This window comes from Hyphomicrobium sp. 99, assembly GCF_000384335.2.
Lineage (GTDB): Bacteria > Pseudomonadota > Alphaproteobacteria > Rhizobiales > Hyphomicrobiaceae > Hyphomicrobium_B.
Genome location: NZ_KQ031382.1, coordinates 2,842,560 through 2,860,068 on the forward strand (window position 1 = coordinate 2,842,560; position 17,509 = coordinate 2,860,068).

General features: G+C 57.2%; 17 protein-coding genes and 1 pseudogene. 9 read left to right on the top strand and 9 right to left on the bottom strand.

The window, feature by feature from the left end:
- Positions 1-127: 127 nt before the first annotated feature.
- The 3 genes from G359_RS13710 to G359_RS13720 form a co-directional block, all read right to left on the bottom strand.
- The gene (locus tag G359_RS13710) at positions 128-844 is read right to left on the bottom strand and encodes a TonB family protein (protein ID WP_245280036.1); all 717 of its coding nucleotides are present in this window, start codon (positions 842-844) and stop codon (positions 128-130) included.
- A 245-nt stretch (positions 845-1,089) separates the two neighbouring features.
- On the bottom strand, positions 1,090-2,865 hold the full coding sequence (locus tag G359_RS13715; protein ID WP_045836588.1) for a lipase maturation factor family protein: 1,776 nt from the start codon (positions 2,863-2,865) through the stop codon (positions 1,090-1,092).
- A gap of 330 nt (positions 2,866-3,195) precedes the next feature.
- Entirely contained in the window at positions 3,196-3,720 is a 525-nt protein-coding gene (locus tag G359_RS13720; protein WP_052699381.1) for a tyrosine-type recombinase/integrase, read from the bottom strand.
- Positions 3,721-4,070: 350 nt separating this feature from the next.
- Between G359_RS13720 and G359_RS13725 the strand changes: the two genes are divergently transcribed.
- From G359_RS13725 to G359_RS20555, 4 genes are all read left to right on the top strand, one after another.
- Positions 4,071-5,321, top strand: coding sequence for an OmpP1/FadL family transporter (locus G359_RS13725; RefSeq protein ID WP_045836589.1), 1,251 nt, complete (start codon positions 4,071-4,073; stop codon positions 5,319-5,321).
- 131 nt (positions 5,322-5,452) lie between these two features.
- Positions 5,453-5,896, top strand: coding sequence for a YeeE/YedE family protein (locus G359_RS13730; RefSeq protein WP_045836590.1), 444 nt, complete (start codon positions 5,453-5,455; stop codon positions 5,894-5,896).
- Positions 5,893-6,324, top strand: coding sequence for a YeeE/YedE family protein (locus G359_RS13735; protein WP_045836591.1), 432 nt, complete (start codon positions 5,893-5,895; stop codon positions 6,322-6,324). Before G359_RS13730 ends, G359_RS13735 begins: the two co-directional genes overlap by 4 nt.
- 190 nt (positions 6,325-6,514) lie before the next feature.
- Positions 6,515-6,745, top strand: coding sequence for a hypothetical protein (locus G359_RS20555; RefSeq protein WP_045836592.1), 231 nt, complete (start codon positions 6,515-6,517; stop codon positions 6,743-6,745).
- Between the two features lie 23 nt (positions 6,746-6,768).
- Here G359_RS20555 and G359_RS13745 read toward each other — a convergent pair whose 3' ends face one another.
- Together G359_RS13745 and G359_RS13750 are read right to left on the bottom strand one after the other, a co-directional pair.
- Positions 6,769-8,322 carry an ATP-binding protein gene (locus G359_RS13745; protein WP_082072936.1) on the bottom strand — a complete coding sequence of 518 codons (1,554 nt, stop codon included), beginning with the start codon at positions 8,320-8,322 and terminating at the stop codon, positions 6,769-6,771.
- 5 nt (positions 8,323-8,327) lie between these two features.
- Complete coding sequence (locus tag G359_RS13750; RefSeq protein ID WP_045838013.1) at positions 8,328-8,981, bottom strand: response regulator transcription factor; 654 nt, start codon at positions 8,979-8,981, stop codon at positions 8,328-8,330.
- Positions 8,982-9,132: 151 nt separating this feature from the next.
- Here G359_RS13750 and G359_RS13755 point away from each other — a divergent pair, with 151 nt between their 5' ends.
- The 5 genes from G359_RS13755 (at position 9,133) to G359_RS13770 (ending at position 14,445) form a co-directional block, all read left to right on the top strand.
- Positions 9,133-10,182, top strand: coding sequence for an efflux RND transporter periplasmic adaptor subunit (locus G359_RS13755; RefSeq protein ID WP_082072937.1), 1,050 nt, complete (start codon positions 9,133-9,135; stop codon positions 10,180-10,182).
- Between the two features lie 3 nt (positions 10,183-10,185).
- On the top strand, positions 10,186-13,353 hold the full coding sequence (locus G359_RS13760) for an efflux RND transporter permease subunit (RefSeq protein WP_045836594.1): 3,168 nt from the start codon (positions 10,186-10,188) through the stop codon (positions 13,351-13,353).
- Positions 13,284-13,661 carry a DUF3240 family protein gene (locus G359_RS13765; RefSeq protein WP_082072938.1) on the top strand — a complete coding sequence of 126 codons (378 nt, stop codon included), beginning with the start codon at positions 13,284-13,286 and terminating at the stop codon, positions 13,659-13,661. The genes G359_RS13760 and G359_RS13765 overlap by 70 nt, the downstream gene beginning before the upstream one ends.
- Positions 13,662-13,903: 242 nt before the next feature.
- Positions 13,904-14,164 carry a hypothetical protein gene (locus G359_RS20560; protein ID WP_156150778.1) on the top strand — a complete coding sequence of 87 codons (261 nt, stop codon included), beginning with the start codon at positions 13,904-13,906 and terminating at the stop codon, positions 14,162-14,164.
- 59 nt (positions 14,165-14,223) lie between these two features.
- A complete protein-coding gene (locus G359_RS13770) occupies positions 14,224-14,445 on the top strand; it encodes a hypothetical protein (protein ID WP_045836595.1) in 222 nt (73 codons plus the stop codon).
- Positions 14,446-15,020: 575 nt separating this feature from the next.
- On the opposite strand, the gene G359_RS13775 is transcribed toward G359_RS13770, so the two are convergent.
- The 4 genes and pseudogenes from G359_RS13775 to G359_RS13785 all read right to left on the bottom strand — a co-directional run bounded on the left by G359_RS13775 (position 15,021) and on the right by G359_RS13785 (position 17,410).
- Positions 15,021-16,259 (bottom strand): MFS transporter, encoded by a 1,239-nt coding sequence (locus G359_RS13775; protein WP_045836596.1) that lies wholly within the window; start codon positions 16,257-16,259, stop codon positions 15,021-15,023.
- A pseudogene (locus G359_RS20090) lies at positions 16,260-16,481 on the bottom strand (heavy metal translocating P-type ATPase); the annotation flags it as partial.
- A 78-nt stretch (positions 16,482-16,559) separates the two neighbouring features.
- Positions 16,560-17,135 carry a cytochrome b/b6 domain-containing protein gene (locus G359_RS13780; protein ID WP_045836597.1) on the bottom strand — a complete coding sequence of 192 codons (576 nt, stop codon included), beginning with the start codon at positions 17,133-17,135 and terminating at the stop codon, positions 16,560-16,562.
- Positions 17,135-17,410 (bottom strand): PepSY domain-containing protein, encoded by a 276-nt coding sequence (locus G359_RS13785; RefSeq protein ID WP_045836598.1) that lies wholly within the window; start codon positions 17,408-17,410, stop codon positions 17,135-17,137. Before G359_RS13785 ends, G359_RS13780 begins: the two co-directional genes overlap by 1 nt.
- Between the last annotated feature and the right edge of the window lie 99 nt (positions 17,411-17,509).

Here is a 17,509-nt window from a genome sequence, read left to right on the forward strand (position 1 = left end):
CAACGGAGGTCCGGTTATGGCCTGAAGCCGAACTCACAGTTGACGTAGACTTTGACCGTCGATGGAGTGAATCGGACATCGTCTCCCGAAGGGCGATCGCATCGAAACGCAAGCTTGTGGAGGGGATCTATTCCCTGCGTGAGTTAGGTGATCTTCCTTTCAAAAGCTTCGCCTCAAATGTGAATTGCTGCGTAAGTGAGATGGGCCTTAGGCTGACTTTTGGCGGGATTGGAGGAAAAGGTGCCGCCCGGTCGAGCGCGGCTACGGCGGCATCATCGAGTATTTTAAAGCCCGAGCCTGATACGACCTCTCGCGACAAGAGCTTGCCGTCGAGACCGATCGTAAAGCGCATGACGACAGTTCCGGACCGCCGCGACGGCGGGCTCACTTTCGCGCGCTCAACGTGCTTTTGGATCTGGCCAAGGTAGAGACCGATCGCTTTCGCATCGGCGCCTGTCTTCGCTGGGCCGGAACTTTCCTCAGTGAAGATCGCAGCTTGAGGCGGCCGCTGTTCCTTGACCTGCGCCGCATCCGGCTGGGGAGGCGCCGGCGGTTCTTGCGTGTTGACCACGACTTCCTCGACACTGTTCGCATCCGAAGCAATCACGTCGCGCAACTCGTCCGGCTTTACCTCATCCGATTGGGGCGGCGGTCGAAGGGGGAAGATTTTGGCCGGTTCGATCGTCTGCATTGCGTCGCCGAGATTCACAAGTCCCTCGGCCGCGATACCTCGCTCGACAAGTACAATGTCAACGCCTTGCCCGAAGTCGAGCGCATCTGTGATGGATTTTCGCGACGAAGCCAGCATTAAGTTGCCGATCGCTGCGTGGATCAGCAAAGACATCAATATTACGATTAATCGCAACCGGCTCATTCTGGCGTGATCTGTTGTAAACCTTGCCCGTGTTCGTGCCGATATTCGCACCTTGCGGCGTCTTTTAGGCCCCTGCCTTGAGCGCGCGAGAAAGGGGCAAACCGCAATATCCCATCAGCGGTCATCAGGCTCGCTTTGGTAAGCGATCCCAAGGCACTCGCCGACCAAGTCCGCTTGAGAAGGTAATGCTGTAATCGTCCGTCGATCCGCTCCTGCTATTTCGAACTTATTTCGGGAAAATAGAGTCCTTCCTGTCGGCGGATCCACCACTGGCCGGTATCGGCAAATCGATAGTCGAAGAGAAGCGCGCGCACACGTTTGGGCGGATGATCGGGAAACGGGTTAGGGCCGAGCAATGCAAGTACGGGTGCGCTGCCTTCGAGCAGTCGTCGAAGCAGACGTTCGAACCATGGATTTTGCGAGAAGCTACCGTAGGCCGCGAACCACATTTGCCAATCTAGCCGCGGCTGATGCGGGATATTCCATGACGGCCGGCGATCGATTGGCCCGGGCTTATAGCGGAAGTCGTACTCGCGCCAATTCTGACCGTCGTCAGAACCCTCAACAATGATCTCCGGCCGGCTCGTCGTTGTCGTCGCGAACGGTCCATAGGCATTGACGATGAGCAATGGCGAAATCGCTTGAGTCATGGAATTCACAACGGGCAGATTTGGCAATGCGAGTGCCTGCACGATGCGATCGACACCGACCGGAACGACCAACAGCGTCAATACGAGCGCGCAGGCCGTCGCGGTCTTGCCCGGACGAGGCGCACGATTTTGGATCCATAGGCTCAGCTTTTGCGGAATAACGTGTCGGATGGCGGCGTCATCGAACAGAAAAACGCAAAGCGCAATCGTCAGCACATTGAAAAAGCCGTAGTTGCCCGTGAGTATGATCAAGGCCTGGAATATCAGGATGCACCAAGCTGCAAATGCACGTAGCCTGCGCGGCAGAAAGATCAGAAACACGAGAATGAGTTCAATGACGAGCGTCGCCGCGGTCCCGACCGCAAGCATCCAGGGCGGTAGCTGAGCGGCGTACCACGCCAGCGGCGTTGGGAGAGGCTGCGACATGAAATGGTACTTGAGCGCTGTGAGATCATGCCACGTCGGCTGCGCGGAGATGGCCTTCACGATTCCGGACATGAAGAGAAAGCGGAAGATGAGCCAACGGTAGAGCCAGACGACGATGCGCGAACCCGCCGTCAGGAAAATTGCCAGGAAGCCAGATTCGAGCAACAGCAAGTCCCACTGGTAGCTCATGAAGACTTGGCCGGCATAGACGCACGACAAGTAAAGAACGAATAGCCCGACCAGTGCAGCGCGGGTCCATATTCCAAACACAACGATAAGCCCCAGAAGAATGCCGAGACCGGTCGCCGCGAAAAGCGCGGCATCGTTGGCATTCAACCAGAAGAGCGTCGGCATTCGCCAATAGGCCGACATGCCCCATCCCTGACGTGCAGCATTCAGATATTCACCGGCGGGAAGAATGCCACTTTCCCCGACCAACCCCTGGATTTGCACCGCCAAGGAAGCGAATGCGATGACGTAAATGCCGCCGAGCAACCGCAGGAACACCCACGAGACGAGATCATAGCGTTCGGGCTCCGGTCGTGCTCCCCACAAGATGTAAGAAATCCGGTTAAGCAGACCTCTGCGCCGCGCGAAGAATGCGTAGGCGCGTTCGCTTGCGGCGGCGAATCCCGGGATGTGTTCGTACATCCACCACCAGGCGGCCCGCCCTGGCGCGTGACGCAAGGTTCTGTAGGTCGCTGCCGCGCCCGCATAGATCGTGCCGTCGGGCTCAATGAGCTGAATAGCGCGTGCGAAGCATTCTCGTGGGATGGCGGGAAAATCCCCGGCCGCCTCTTGGTAAGGCCGGTAGACGACCCGGTCGCCTGTTTGCTGCTTCCAATAGTCTACCCAATAGCGACAGATCCCGCAGTCGCCATCGTAAACCAATGTCGCGCTTCGTTCTGCGGGCATGATCGGAAGTCCTGCACGATCGGACAGGCAAACGCGTTAGCCTTCAAATCACGGAAAGCTGGAGAGGATCAGAGTTGTCGACAACCCCGGCTTCCTGTCCCGACATCTTTTAAACAAAGCAGGGATACCAAAGTTAGGGCGCTGTTCCAAGCTCGACGTCCCACGTTATTCGTAGCGCACCAGCAGCGCTCGGAACGAGATTTTCCGGCGAATAGTTTTTTCTTCTGTGCCCGATGCGCATATCGGGAACCAATAAAGAAAAGGCTGCAGCTATGACCTCCCTAACGCCCCGCAAGGGAATGCCCGATCCGTCTCACAGCATTATGATTATCACCCCATGCCACTGGTAAGCACCGCCTTCGTCCGTCGTAGTGAGTGCGTGCCGAACTTCGCTGGATCGAGCCCGATGCTGGCAACCCATTCGTGCACGAGCCGCGCGTACTGCCTTGTCGTCAGCCCACGCTCGCCATTTCGTCGTCCCACGAACAGAACCTGACCGGCCTTCCTTCCAGTCGACCTCAAGTATTCATCGAGGGCCAGACGTGTTTGGTCAGTTAGTCCAAAGCGAATGGGTCTGCCTGTCTTTTTCTGCCGGATGGTGGCGCGGTCTGCTGCGTAGCCGCTGGGGGCCACGTCATCGACGCGGACAGCAACGACGTCACAACCCCTCAGCTTGCTGTCGATAGCCAAGTTGAACAGAGCGAGGTCGCGTTTCTTGCCCTGCATCTGAAGTTTGGTGCGGATCGACCAAACGTGACTCGGTCTCAGCCGAGGTTTTGCGCCGATGAGCTTACCCTTGTTCCAAGGTATACGAGCCGTCGGCTTTTCAATTGGGCATGCCTGGTCCTTTTCCATAGTCTGTCTCCTTGTTAGAGAGACGAACCAACATGCACCCGCTCAGGCCAACTGATTAATCCTATGTCTGGTTTCGAGGATTATGTTTGCACTGCTGGCTATCGGCCGGCGCTTTTGACCCTTAGCGGACAAGAGCGCTTTCCGTCGGCAGGATTTCGTACCGAGGGAATGCGGAGTTTGCGGACATCAGAACCCGCTGAAGTGGGTGTCGGCACATTGGGGAGCCTCGCGACGGCGAACGGATGCGCCGACCTCTCAGTTTACGCATAAGCAAAGCGTTAATAATTCGTTCTCATCGGCAATTACCGTCCCTAGCGTCGCCCAGGGAACTTTCGGCGTGGGGGACTGCTATGGGGAATTTTCAACGCGGCGCACGCGCTTTTGCGCTTGCCGTCGCTGTGGTCGCATCTTCGAGTGCACATGCGACGGATGGCTATTTCCTGGACGGCATCGGAGCCCGTTCCAAGGCTTTGGGTGGTGCAGGTGTCGCCGATGGTAAGGACGCGACGTCCGCGGCGCTAAACCCTGCCGGCATTGTTCACGCGGACAACGAAGTCGATTTGGCGGCATCGGTCTTCCTGCCGTTCCGCCAGGCTACGATTGCCGGTTCTACGGTGGAAAGCGATCGTAACGCGTTCCTGCTGCCAAATGTGGCGATCAACTGGAAAACCCTCGGCAACCCCTATTTCGATGCCGTTTCGCTGTCGTTGTCGGGCAACGGCGGAATGAATACGACGTACCCGGCCAGTGCCAATGTTTTCGGCGCCGGCAAGGCAGGCGTCGATCTGCAACAGATGCTGCTTTCGGTCGCCTTGGCCAAGAAGTTCGGAAACGTGTCGGTCGGCGTCGCGCCGGTCGTAGCACTTCAGATCTTCCAGGCCGATGGTCTGGCGGCGTTCGGCGGATTCTCCTCCGATCCTTCAGCTCTGACCAATCGAGGAAAAGACCACGAGTTCGGTGGCGGTGTCCGGGCCGGTATCGAGTGGGCCGTCCTGCCAACCTTCCGTGTCGGCGTCGCCGGCAGCACGCCGATTTGGACGAATCCGTTCACCCGATACAAGGGCTTGTTTGCCGACGGGGGCGACTTCGATATTCCTGCCAACGTCCAGGCAGGCATCGCCGTCGACGTGTCGCCGGCCGTGACCTTGCTGGTCGACTATCGCCATATCTGGTTCTCCGATACGAACTCGGTGGGCGACCCTTCGACACTTCTCGCTCCGGGTTCGCTGGGCACAGCCCACGGTCCGGGCTTCGGCTGGAACGATGTCGACGCCATCAAGGCGGGCGTCGAGTGGAAATATTCTCCAAAGCTCATATTGCGCGCCGGCTATTCCTACAACACGCAGCCCATCAACTCTCGCGATGTTCAATTGAACATCCTGGCGCCCGCCGTCGTGCAGCATCACATAACGGGTGGCTTCGCGTACCGCTGGTCCGACAGCCTCGATCTGGAATTGGCGGCGGTGTACGCTCCTCGCGAACACGTTTCTGGAACGGCGTTGAACCCGCCGGGCATTCCAATCGACCTCAGCATGGAGCAGTTTGAGGTGACCGCAGGCTTCAAATACCGGTTCGGAGAGAATTCTGCGCCCTTGAAGTAGAAAAAGCCGGGTTTCACGACGTAGCAGCAATCGCATTGACGTCGATCTCTAAGCGTTGGCTTGGAGTAGTCGCTGCGTCCCTGGTAGGATCGCCTTGCTGATTGTCGGAACGAGCGCGAAGGGCTTCGAAGTTGGCTATAGAGACTGAATTCACGCCTCTGGCGTCGAGTGTAGGCGGCGCGCTGATCGGCGTGTCTGCTGTTCTCCTCCTCTATTCCAACGGGCGCATCGCAGGCATCAGCGGCATCGTGAAAAGGCTGATCGCGCCGGCAGCCGACAGCAAGCCCGCGCAGGCCTTGGCCTTCATCATCGGACTGATCTCCGCCCCCTTCGTCTGGACAGCCGTGACCGGCCATGCCGTCACACAATCGGTATCGGCAAATATTCCGCTCGCGGCGATTGCCGGGCTGCTTGTCGGATTCGGTGCTGTTCTGGGTGGAGGTTGCACGAGCGGTCACGGCGTCTGCGGACTTTCACGTTTCTCGAAGCGCTCCCTCGCGGCGACAATCATATTCATGGCCGTGGCGGTACTCACCGTGTTCGTCGTCCGCCACATCATCGGAGGTGGCCCATGAGCCTCGTCATCGACCTTGCTGCAGGGCTGATTTTCGGCATCGGACTTGTCATTTCCGGAATGGCCAATCCTGCAAAAGTGCTGAATTTTCTGGACGTCGCGGGAAGCTGGGATCCCAGTTTGGCTTTCGTGATGCTCGGCGCGATCGCCGTAACAGCCACGGGCTATCATTTCGTGCTTCGGCAGCCAAAGCCTCTTGTTGACCCGAGCTTTCATTTGCCTGTCCAGAGCAAAATCGATCGACCGCTCGTCATCGGGTCTGCGATCTTCGGACTTGGCTGGGGACTCTTCGGCTTCTGCCCGGGTCCTGCGATTACGTCACTGGGGCTCGCCGCGACAGGTACACTCGTGTTTGTAGCAACGATGTTGATCGGAATCTTGGCAGCCGGCCTTGTCCGCAAGCGACCATCGGAAATCAAGGAAGCGTAATTGGGAGAGCACACGGCTTGGTGCTCTTGGACCTCGTCGTATTTCCCGTCTTGGCCCTGAGCGCCAACAGGCTGACGGCGGACAGAATGCGAACGGCTGAAGATCGATCGACACTCAATCCCACAAGCGGACATCGGCCATCGATGCAGTGCGGGTGACTTAGCCAAACGTGACTAGGACCGCTTTTGGAGTGCCAGCCGTCATCTACCTCGGCGGGGCATTCGAAAACGCTTCAGAAACCGCTTCGCTGAGTTCTGTCCCTACTCTGCCAACGGCTAAAAATGTCGATCTTCTGGGCGATTTCAATCGCGTCATCGACCTCGATGCCGAGATAGCGCACGGTGCTCTCGAACTTCGAATGACCGCGCAGCAGCTGGACCGCCCGAAGGTTGCCGGTTCTATGCCAAGCGCAGATTGGTAAAGCTCATCGCTAGTCGGCACAAATCACCGTACCGACGCCAACGCAATACGCCTCGTTTTGCGCCAAAGCCGCCGCAACGCTTCTGAGCTTCTGTGGACCTCGCCTGTAAAAGACAGAGGATCTGGGCCACCGGATGTTTCAGCCGGTGAGTGCATCTGGGGCTCATTGCGCCGATCTCTCGAGCACGACTGACCTTCCCTCAGCGTTGGCGCAGCGTTGTTCACCCCGTTGAGGGCCACGGGAAGCGACAGGATGACGGAAAGACCGCCCAAAGGCGATTTCTGGAGTCCGACATTTCCGCCGTACAGCTGCGCCAGATCGCGGACGATCGCGAGGCCAAGCCCAGATCCGTCCGCTCGTGAATCCCATTGCTCGCCAACGCCGAACACGACCTCGAACGCCTCCGGAGGCAACCCTCGCCCATCGTCGTCAATTCGGATGTGGACGAGCTTGTCTGAGGTCCTGCCAGCCGCCTCGATACGTACCGCTGCTTTTGCATATTTGCAGGCGTTATCAACAATATTGGCCAGCATCTCGTTGAGATCTTGAGGGTCGCACGCAACTGACGTGATCTCTGGAACGTCAACGCATATCGTCACGCCGCTTCCTTCGTGAAGACGCCGCAATGCCCTAGCAACATCCTCCGAAGCCCTGCGAACGTTCGCGACCGTGCCTGGCATCGATCGCATCGCAACTGCGCGAGCACGAGTTGTTTGGTAGTCGATCTGTGTTTGCATTCTGCGACACTGCGAAAGGATTGTTGCCGCAGACTGTGGCAGACCTTTTCGTTCGATGCGATGAGCCTCGTCTGTCAATATCGCAAGAGGTGTTTTTAGGCCATGCGCCAGATTCCCGGCTTGCGTCCGGGCCCTTTGTATAAGTTCCGAAGTCGATTTCAGAACGGCGTTGAGTTCTTCAACCAATGGCAAAACCTCAGAAGGAAAATTCCCATGAAGGTTTTTCTCTGTACCAGCTCGTACATTTCCGAGGGATATACGCAATTCGCCGAAAGGCTTGAGCGCGTACAAAATCAACAACGTGGCCCCGAGGATCAACGATAGACCAAACGCGATCAAAGACCACATCAGCGTATTGTCAAAGCTTGAGTTCATTTTTGCGAGGTGACGGTGGTCCGTACCAACAATAAACCGTATCAACGAATTGTTTGGTGATATTGAAACCGCCCTCTCAGCCGCGAGCACGGTCCCCGTCGGCCCAACTATCTCATAGGTACGGATAGCGGTGTCCGTCGATGTATTCGGCGGTGTTGGAAGTATCTTACCGTCGAGAGACCGAGATGCGGCGAGGACACGATCGCCTTCTTGTATCTCCCAGTAGTAACCGGACAACGACAGGGCGTACCGCGGATCGCTCAAATGTTGGGGCAGATGAGGACTATTCCCTGTCTTGAAGTCCGTTAGACGAAGAAGTTCATCGAGGTGCTCGTAAACCTCCTCGTACAATTGTTTTGTGGCGTGCTGCTTGAAGACCTCAGATAGCACGAAACCAGCCAAGACCATTCCCGCTGCAATCCAAATCGTGGCTGCAAAAATCAGGCGACCTTTCAGACTGCTCATTTGCCCTAGTCCATTCGATAGCCGAGCCCGCGTACCGTCGTGATGACGGCCGCGCCGAGCTTGCGCCTTAGTCTGCTCACATAGACCTCGATCGTATTTGACTCTCGTGTCTCATCGAGCGCGTACAAATGCTCTGTAAGTTCTGCTTGGGATACGACACGACCGATACGATGCATAAAATAATTGAGCATCTTTAGCTCGCGCGCGGTCAGTTCGACCGGTTCGCCGTCGCGTAGAACGCGGTTCGAAGCCGTATCCAGCGAGATGTCGCCATGTGTCAAAACGGGGCTTGCTATTCCCAATGAGCGGCGTATCAGCGCTTTGAGCCTCGCGGCGACTTCCGGTATGTGGAATGGCTTCGTAATGTAATCGTCCGCACCTGCATTGAGGCCGTCAACCTTTTCGGCCCAGGTTCCTCGCGCCGTCAAAATCAAAACTGGCATCTTGCAATCTGCCGCTCGCCACCGCTTGAGAACATCCAACCCCTGCATTTCGGGGAGACCGAGATCAAGAATCGCGGCCGCGTATATATCGTCCATACCCATAGCGTAGCCGTCAGCGCCATTGTCTGCGCGCTCAATTGTGAAGCCGGCGGGAGCAAGGCCGCTCGCCAGCCGTTCGGCGATCTCGTTATCATCTTCAAGCAAAAGAACTCTAATTGCCGCCTCCAACGCATTTTCTCTAAACCTAGCACGAAGATGCTGAAAACGAGCTGAAAAGCACATTTCAGGAAAGCTGCAGGTTCAGTTCAGCCTCCTTTCAGCTTGGCACCGCAAACGACCTGTCAGAAGGGTTGACTGGGAACTTGCGATGCGTGGTCCTCGATATTTCATTCTCCTGATGTTTCTCGCGCTCGGACCGTCAAAGGCGGGCGCAAAGGACGTAGCGGTTACATCAGAGCAAGTACGGCAACTCAACATCCGTCTTGAATCGGTGAAGCAGGTGACGACGGAGACCATTGCCACGCTTCCCGGCACAGTTGTGCCGCCTCTAAATACCCGCGTAGTTGCGGCGGCACCATTCGCGGGGACTGTTGTTCAGGTGCATGTATTGCCCGGCCAACGGATATCCAAGGGCGCCCCCTTGATCACGATTTCGAGCCGTGAACTGCTCGAAGCCCAAAGCCAGCTCGCTCAGTCCGAGGCTGAACTTCAAACCGCGGAGGCAGTTGCCCGCCGCCGACGCGAACTCGCAGATAAAAATTTTCAAAATCCGACGCTCGCGGATGAAGCCGAAGCGCAGGCTGCAAAAATCCGCGCTGTGCTCGATCAGCACAAGCGTGCAACCGCCTTGAATGGAATAGTCGCGCGTCAAGACGGACAATATTCAGTCCCGGCTCCGGCCGATGGCCGCATCGTCGAAGCCCGCGTCGTGCCGGGTGACAAAATTGATGCGATGGCCGCTGCGGTCACCATTGATACGAGCGACGAGTTATGGATTGAGGTCCAAGTCCCGGCGAACATCGTCTCTCTCATAAAACTCGGTGACATTCTTCAAGTAGAGAATGGTTCTCAGGGCCGCGTGGTGTCGATTGGTGGCTCACTCGATCGTATGACGCGGTCGGCAGTGATGTTCGCAACAATTCCCACCGATTCCGGATTGCTTCCAGGCCAGATGATCAACGTCAATATTCTCCACTCAATGGAGACCGGCGGACTGCTGGTACCGTCCTCGGCAATTGTCACCGTTGAAAATAAATCTGCGGTGTTCGTGCGGAGCGATTCGGGTTTCGATCTCGTACCCGTCGCGTTGCGCGGAAGATCTCCAAATCTTGCTACAATCCACGGCCCCATCGGCAGCAAAGCGCAGGTCGCGGCAAGCGGGATTCCGCAGCTCGAACGTCTCCTGCAGGGAGAATAGAGAATGTTGCGACGCTTAGTCGAATTCTCGCTCACCCAACGCGTTTTTGTTCTGCTTTCATTTATCCTGGTTATCGGCGGCGGCGTCTATGCCTATCGCACAATCCCCATCGATGCCTTTCCGAATATCTCGCCCGTGCAGGTCAAAATGATCCTCAAGGCGCCAGGCATGACGCCGGAAGAGGTCGAGACGCGCGTTATCACACCTATCGAGATGGAATTGCTCGGCATCCCTGGGCAAACCATCCTGCGGTCGGCGGCAAAGTATGCGATCGCTGACATCACTCTCGATTTCGAAGACGGTACCGACATTTATTGGGCGCGCCAACAGGTCGCTGAACGTCTCGCCGGCGTTCGCGGCGATCTGCCTGCGAACGTTGTTGGAGGTCTTGCACCAGTTTCAACACCGCTTTCCGACGTGTTCATGTTCACGATCGAAGGTGGTGATCTGACGCTCGAACAGCGCAGGAGCCTCCTTGATTGGACCATTCGGCCCGCCCTTCGTACCATACCGGGAGTGGCCGACGTGAACGCTCTCGGCGGTATGGTGCGAACGTTCGAGGTAACGCCCAATAACGCCGCACTCGCAGCCGCCGGGCTAAATGTCTCTGATCTCTCGGCGGTGATCGAGGCCAACAACCGGAACGATGGCGCGGGCAGATTAAGTGAGGGCGAAAAGACCCTCGTCGTTCGTGCCCAGGGTGCCGTTAGCGCGCCCAAGGATCTCGAGCAAATCGTTCTCAAATTGCATGGCGACCGGGTGCTACGGCTTGGCGACGTCGCGCAGGTTTCGATTGGCAGCCTCACGCGATACGGCGCCGTCACTGAGGATGGCCATGGAGAAGCCGTCGAAGGTCTAGTCTTGTCTTTGCGGGGTGCTGACGCCAGCGCGATCGTCAAATCCGTGCGTCAAAGATTGGAGGATCTAAAAGGCAGTCTGCCAGCGGGCGTAGAGATTAAAGTTTTCTATGACCGGTCTGATCTCATTGCGAGCGCGGTAGGCGGGGTACGAAAAGCATTAATCGAGGCAACGGTTCTCGTCGTCCTCCTGCTCCTCGCGTTCCTCGGAAATTTGCGTGCGGCCCTTGTCGTTGCAGTTGCTCTGCCGCTTGCTGCGCTGATGACGTTTGTCATGATGACGGTCTTTGGCATGTCTGCGAATTTGATGAGCCTAGGCGGACTTGCGATTGCCATAGGTCTCATCGTCGATGCGGCAGTTGTCATCGTCGAGAATACGGTTGACCGTCTGCAGCACGCTCCGGGGGCGTCAAACCTCCCAAAACTGCATGTCGTGTATCGAGCGGCCAGCGAAGTTTCCGCGCCCGTCGCCTCCGGCATTTTGATCATTTGCCTTGTATTCCTGCCGCTCCTGTCACTGCAGGGCCTGGAAGGAAAACTCTTCGGCCCGGTTGCCTTGACAATCGTCTTTGCGCTGAGTGGATCGCTCATTCTTTCGCTTACCTTGATACCGGTTCTCTCATCGCTTTTGCTCAAGTCCGGCGCGCATCAAGACCCCTTGCTAATGAGGCTTCTCAATCGTGCTTACCGCCCCTTGTTACGGGCGTGCCTGGCGCATCCGCTACCTGTTTATCTTGTCGCTGCAGCCGGTATAGCGCTCGCATTCGCTGCCTACGGCGCGATTGGCAAGTCGTTCATGCCGACTATGGATGAGGGCTCGGTCATCATGCAGATCACCAAGCATCCCTCAATCAATCTCAATGCGAGTCTTGAGGGCGACCTCCAGATCCAACGTACCCTCAAAGAGAGAGTACCCGAGATCGATCGCATCGTAGCGCGCGTAGGGTCGGACGAGCTCGGTCTTGACCCCATGGGTCTCAATGAAACCGACACGTTCATGGTTTTGAGGCCAAAAAGTGAATGGCGGGTACCCGACAAAGCTTGGCTTTTGGAACAACTGCGCGCGGCAATGGCCGACCTTCCGGGCTACGAGTTTGCATTCACCCAGCCCATCGAAATGCGCACAAATGAGATGCTTACCGGCGCGCGTGGCGACCTTGCCATCAAGATATTCGGTCCGGATTTGAAGACGCTTTCGGCTCTCGCGAGTCAAATCCAGGAAACGCTCAGCAAAGTTCCGGGCGCGGCTGAGGTATCGACAGTGGCGAACGATACGGTTGATTATTTCCAGATCAACATCGATCGCCTCAAAGCGGGTCGAACTGGACTTTCTGCTACGAAGCTTCAAGACGAACTGCGGTCGACACTCGAAGGAACGTCAGCTGGACTTGTCATCGAACCTGGTCGGCGTACCGACATCACGATCCGCGGCACCCAAAACGTTCGAGAGTCCCCCGAACTCTTCTCCTCGGCGCAGCTCGCGGCGGGCGATGGCGGCTTGGTTCGCATCGGCGACATCGCATCTCTCGAGCGCGTTGCTGGCCCAGTCAAAATAGATCGCGAGAATGCTTCGCGCTTCGCTGTCGTCCAAGCCTATGTGACGGGGCGCGACCTGGTCGGCTTCGTTGAGGAAGCCCAGCGGGCAGTAGCGGCCAACGTCCAATTGGCGCCAGACTACAGTCTCGTCTGGGGCGGTCAGTTCGAGAATCAGCGACGAGCCGCGACGCGTCTCACGATCGTAGTGCCCGTTGCAATCGGCTTGATATTCGCGGTTCTGTTCGCGACTCTCCGCTCGATCCGTCAGTCGCTTCTCATTCTTGCAAACGTACCATTTGCGCTCGTCGGTGGCTTCCTCTCACTGTGGCTGTCGGGTGCTTATCTTTCTGTTCCAGCATCGGTTGGTTTTATCGCCCTTCTTGGCATCGCTGTACTGAACGGGTTGGTTCTCGTCAGCCATTTCAATGAACTGCTGGCAGGAGGAATGAGCCTAGGCGAAGCTGTCTTCGACGGCGCGCAAAGACGGCTGCGCCCAGTTTTGATGACTGCCAGTATCGCCGCGTTCGGGCTGGTGCCGTTGCTGTTTGCAAGCGGCCCAGGTTCAGAAATCCAAAAGCCCCTCGCCATCGTCGTCATTGGCGGTCTCGCGACGTCGACAGCACTCACCCTCATTCTGCTGCCGATCCTGTTTCGTCGCTTTGGCGACGTTGCCGATCGATTGCCTCAGTCACCATCCGGATCTCTCCAATGGAAAAACCCCTTTGCCGCCTCACTCTCGTCTGCCCGCCCGCCGGCGCCGACCGTATCATCGAAATGATGCTCGCACTCGAACCGCCGGTTCCCGGCTTTACGACCTGGGAGGCCGAGGGTCACGGATTTGGGTTCGCCAACGCAACGACGAGCGAACGCGTACGCGGACGCGTGAAGAGAACCCTCATAACAGCCGTTCTCACGCGCGCTGAAGTCGATTTCATTTTGGGCGAGATCGTGGAACAGGCCCCAATCGCACACCTGACGTATTGGGTCGAAGCCGTCGAACGTTTTGGTCGACTGCAGGAAGCCCGAGCTCTCCCGCCTAGCCACCCGTCTCCGTTGACCGCACCACTCAGAGAGGCGAAGCAATGAATTCGACTTTTCCGGGGGATGCCATTTGGACGTTTCTCGTGCCGCTTTTTTTCGTGGCCGGCGCATGGGCAATTGTGATGTGGGCGCTCCAGTTCCCCACCGACCATGGGGCACTCCTCCACCGCCTGATGTCGGCCCAAAAGGACGGCCGGGCTAACCGAAGCGACGGGACTCAAGAACCGCGGGCTCGTTCAGTGATCCGCGATCCCAATATCCATTCCTGAAATTTGAGGGGCACGACGATGCAGGGCATCATTCGAATGATCTTTATCGCGATCACCGCTATCGGGGCGAGCAATATGGCCTTTGCTTTGAAATACAGCGCGCCACCGATCATGGGAACTGAGGCTGATGGCACGCACAACGAAACACCGTTACAGCTCGCCGATAAGCGAGACTACCGACACTGTCACTACGTTTTTACACGCTCCTATTGTCACCGCCGGGATTCGCTTCCGGTCAATTGGCCGCCATTTTCCGATAGGGACAAGAACAAGGGCTAGATTCAAGCCAACCTTTTTCTGAAACCCGAGAATTTGGTGCAGTGACTGAAAAATTCCCAATGAGGAACTGGCCATACCATGTGGCCGTTCCGGCCAGACTGTATCAGGGCACAGATTTCCTGGCGTTGATGAAGTTCTGCGAGGGTCTCAATATTTGCGACATCTGCTACACCGTAAAGCGTGATGGAATTGAATACGCCGTCTACATATTTGCCGACCGCTCTGAGGCGGAGAAATTTCGCCAGCAATTCAACGGCGAAATTATCCAGTCACAGGAATGACAGAGAGGACTGATGCGGAGTGAGCTGGCTCCTACACTCCATGCGGTGTCCAGCTCGGCAATTGGGCCTTTGCTTCACCTCAAGAAGTCCTGGCCGGACTCAGTCACCGTGGAGTCCGCTCTCGTTGATAGCCTGAAGGCCGAGCAAAATTGGAAGCACCGCTTATACCCCTTAGTGGAAAAAGCCCTGAGGTCTTGCCAATGAACTGCAGACCTATACTGAGGACAATTAAATCACCTGCTCCGGCACTGAGCCAACGTCCGCTAACTCGGCAGCGGAGACATAGCTGCAAGTGGCCAAGAGCAGAAGTCGGCCGAACCACAATTTGAGAAACGGCAGCCGTCGCCGATGACGTCGGCTATTTGAAGGAGACCGGCCAAGCTAGCGGGGCTGCCAACGCGTGATCATGACCCATCACTACCGGTGCGCGCCGGTCGGCATTGGAACGCTGCCGACAGTCATCCAGCGAGGTGTTGGCTAAAGGAGCATGCTCCCAGATGTTATTGGCCTCGAGGCTTTCTGGTTGATGATGCGGGTTCGTTTCGCGTCACCCCGCGGGCTTCGTGTGCCGGCACTTAGTGTGTTGGCTTCTGCTTGCGCTTATCACTACGTCGCCGCTCGAACCAGATGAGCCCAAAGACCGACAGCGTCGTGAAGGCCGCGCCCGCAAGGAACGTGCCGCGTGGACCGCTCAGATCCCACAATTCGCCGGCAATGATGCTGGCCGCCAGGAGCGCGATCCCTGAGACAAGGTTGAACATGCCGTAAGCCGTACCGCGCAACTCAGCCGGTGCGGTATCGGCGACGAGCGCGGCCAGCAGGCCTTGCGTGAGTCCCATATGCAGCCCCCAAAGTGCGACGCCTATCGCTGCTCCGACGATGCCCGCTGACAGCGCCAGCAGAAGATCGGCGGCAATCAAGACGGCCAAGCCAACGATAAGGATTGCGCTTCTGTTTAGCCGATCGGACATGACGCCGGCAGGAAGTGCGGCAAGCGCATAGACGATGTTCATGAGCACCAGGACCGCCGGCACCAGCGCGATCGGCAGGCCAACGGACTGGGCACGTAAGACGAGGAAGGCCTCACTGAAACGGGCCAGCGTGAAAAAGGCCGCGATCACAACGACTGACCAATAATCGCTGCCAAGACGGCGAAGCTCGGCTTTGCTGAGCGGTGATCGGACGATCCGGGAGCTAGCCGGCTTTGTCGGTTCATGAACCGCGAAAAGGATCAAGGCAAACGAAAGGAACGCCGGAAGTATAGCGAACCAGAAGACCAGCTTGAAATTGTTGGCTGTCGCCATCATCAGGAGGATAGCCAGAAGCGGACCGATGAAAGCGCCAATCGTATCGAGCGACTGACGCAGACCGAAACTTGCACCCCGCGCTTCAGCTGGTGCGAGGTCGGCGACGAGCGCATCACGGGGCGCGCCGCGTATGCCCTTGCCCACGCGGTCGATGAAGCGCGCAGCGATTAGCCAGGACAACGTCGGCGCCAGCGGGAAGATCGGCTTGGTGATGGCAGCCAGTCCATAGCCGAGAGCCGCCAGCCCTTTGCGCCGACCGAGCCAGTCGGACAAGGCACCTGAGAAGATTTTTGTGATGGCGGCCGTGGCCTCGGCTATGCCCTCGATGATGCCGACGGCGAGCGCCGATGTACCAAGCACCGTGACCATGTAGATCGGCAACAGCGCATGGATCATCTCCGACGAGATATCCATGAGCATCGACACGAAGCCGAGGACCCAAACGCCGACAGGGACCATCCTGAGCCCTTCACGCAGTGACGCTGTCGTGGTCGACTTCTCATCCATTTACGCGTCGATCCTTTTTTCGGTGCTGAGCAGCCGCAACGCGTTTAGCGTCACGAGGACCGTAGCGCCAGTATCGGCCAGGATGGCAGGTCAGAGACCAGTCACACCGAGCAACGTTGTGACGAGGAAGACGAGCTTCAGCCCGAGGGCAATAGCGATGTTCTGGCGGATATTGGTCATCGTCCGTCGTGCGAGATCGACCATGGCCGTTACATCACCAACCCCCACGCCTATTGGCCACCTCTCACAGCCAGACGTTTTCATGATTTTCCATTAGCCAACCGCTTACGGAGGGCCTCTTCATCGGGATCGCTTAATACCCGTAATCATTGCGCGTACGAGATTTTCGCCATGTTCTACGCTGGCGAACACGACGCCGCCGACGTGGAGCGCTACCAAAACCAAAGCTATGTTGCTCGCGGTCGCATGCAGATTATCAACCCACTCCACACCCCAGAAGGCATCGGTGGTCATCATGATTCCGGTGATGCATAGGACAAGCAGGATGGCAAGTAACGCGATGACCATGGCACCGCCAGCTGGGTTATGGCCGAGATAACGCGGGGTTCGCATGCGCAACATCTCCGCCATATAGCGCACGATGACGCGCGGTCGGTAAACGAAGGCGGAAAAGAGGGCATAGCGAGAACCCACAAAGCCCCAGACGATGCGTGCAAGGACAAGTGCGAGAACGAGATAGCCAGCAGCTAAATGGGGTTGGTCCCAGATTCCGCCCGTATACCAGGCTGTCGCAAATGTGATGACGAGCAACCAGTGAAAGACCCGCACGAAGAGGTCCCAAACCTTGACCGACCTTAATCCAGCGGCTTCCCCAGACTCAATCTCGTCGGTGCTTTCTGTGGGGCTGCTCTTCATCACTGCGAGTGAACGATCTTTGCGGTTGTTGGATCGAGAAAGAGCTCCATTTTCTTCCCGCTCTTATCCGTCACATAAGCCTCGTAACAATTGCCCGCGCGAGTTGTTTTAATGCTCGTGACGGTGTAACCGGCCTCTGTGACCTTGGCCTTAGCAGCCGCCTCGGTCATCCACTTGTCTTTCGCAGCCATGGTGCAAGTTCCGGAATAGCCAGCAGCGAATGCTGGGCTAGCTGCGAGCAAGAAAAAAGCCGACAAGACAATCTTCATTTTCATAAATCCATCTCCAAGACGCTTCAATTCGGACCCGCGTACCCTCGATACTAGGCAGATGGCAGGGGCGTTCCAGTTACTTCGGTCCAATGACCTCATATG

What these genes read in the sequence shown, in the direction of transcription:
- G359_RS13785 (WP_045836598.1), bottom strand. Translation starts at nt 17,410, where the DNA reads ATGAAAATGAAGATTGTCTTGTCGGCTTTTTTCTTGCTCGCAGCTAGC.
- G359_RS13765 (WP_082072938.1), top strand. Translation starts at nt 13,284, where the DNA reads ATGGAAAAACCCCTTTGCCGCCTCACTCTCGTCTGCCCGCCCGCCGGC.
- G359_RS13755 (WP_082072937.1), top strand. Translation starts at nt 9,133, where the DNA reads ATGCGTGGTCCTCGATATTTCATTCTCCTGATGTTTCTCGCGCTCGGA.
- G359_RS13720 (WP_052699381.1), bottom strand. Translation starts at nt 3,720, where the DNA reads ATGGAAAAGGACCAGGCATGCCCAATTGAAAAGCCGACGGCTCGTATA.
- G359_RS13725 (WP_045836589.1), top strand. Translation starts at nt 4,071, where the DNA reads ATGGGGAATTTTCAACGCGGCGCACGCGCTTTTGCGCTTGCCGTCGCT.
- G359_RS20560 (WP_156150778.1), top strand. Translation starts at nt 13,904, where the DNA reads ATGCAGGGCATCATTCGAATGATCTTTATCGCGATCACCGCTATCGGG.
- G359_RS13715 (WP_045836588.1), bottom strand. Translation starts at nt 2,865, where the DNA reads ATGCCCGCAGAACGAAGCGCGACATTGGTTTACGATGGCGACTGCGGG.
- G359_RS13710 (WP_245280036.1), bottom strand. Translation starts at nt 844, where the DNA reads ATGTCTTTGCTGATCCACGCAGCGATCGGCAACTTAATGCTGGCTTCG.
- G359_RS13745 (WP_082072936.1), bottom strand. Translation starts at nt 8,322, where the DNA reads ATGAGCAGTCTGAAAGGTCGCCTGATTTTTGCAGCCACGATTTGGATT.
- G359_RS13775 (WP_045836596.1), bottom strand. Translation starts at nt 16,259, where the DNA reads ATGGATGAGAAGTCGACCACGACAGCGTCACTGCGTGAAGGGCTCAGG.
- G359_RS13770 (WP_045836595.1), top strand. Translation starts at nt 14,224, where the DNA reads ATGAGGAACTGGCCATACCATGTGGCCGTTCCGGCCAGACTGTATCAG.
- G359_RS13735 (WP_045836591.1), top strand. Translation starts at nt 5,893, where the DNA reads ATGAGCCTCGTCATCGACCTTGCTGCAGGGCTGATTTTCGGCATCGGA.
- G359_RS13760 (WP_045836594.1), top strand. Translation starts at nt 10,186, where the DNA reads ATGTTGCGACGCTTAGTCGAATTCTCGCTCACCCAACGCGTTTTTGTT.
- G359_RS13780 (WP_045836597.1), bottom strand. Translation starts at nt 17,135, where the DNA reads ATGAAGAGCAGCCCCACAGAAAGCACCGACGAGATTGAGTCTGGGGAA.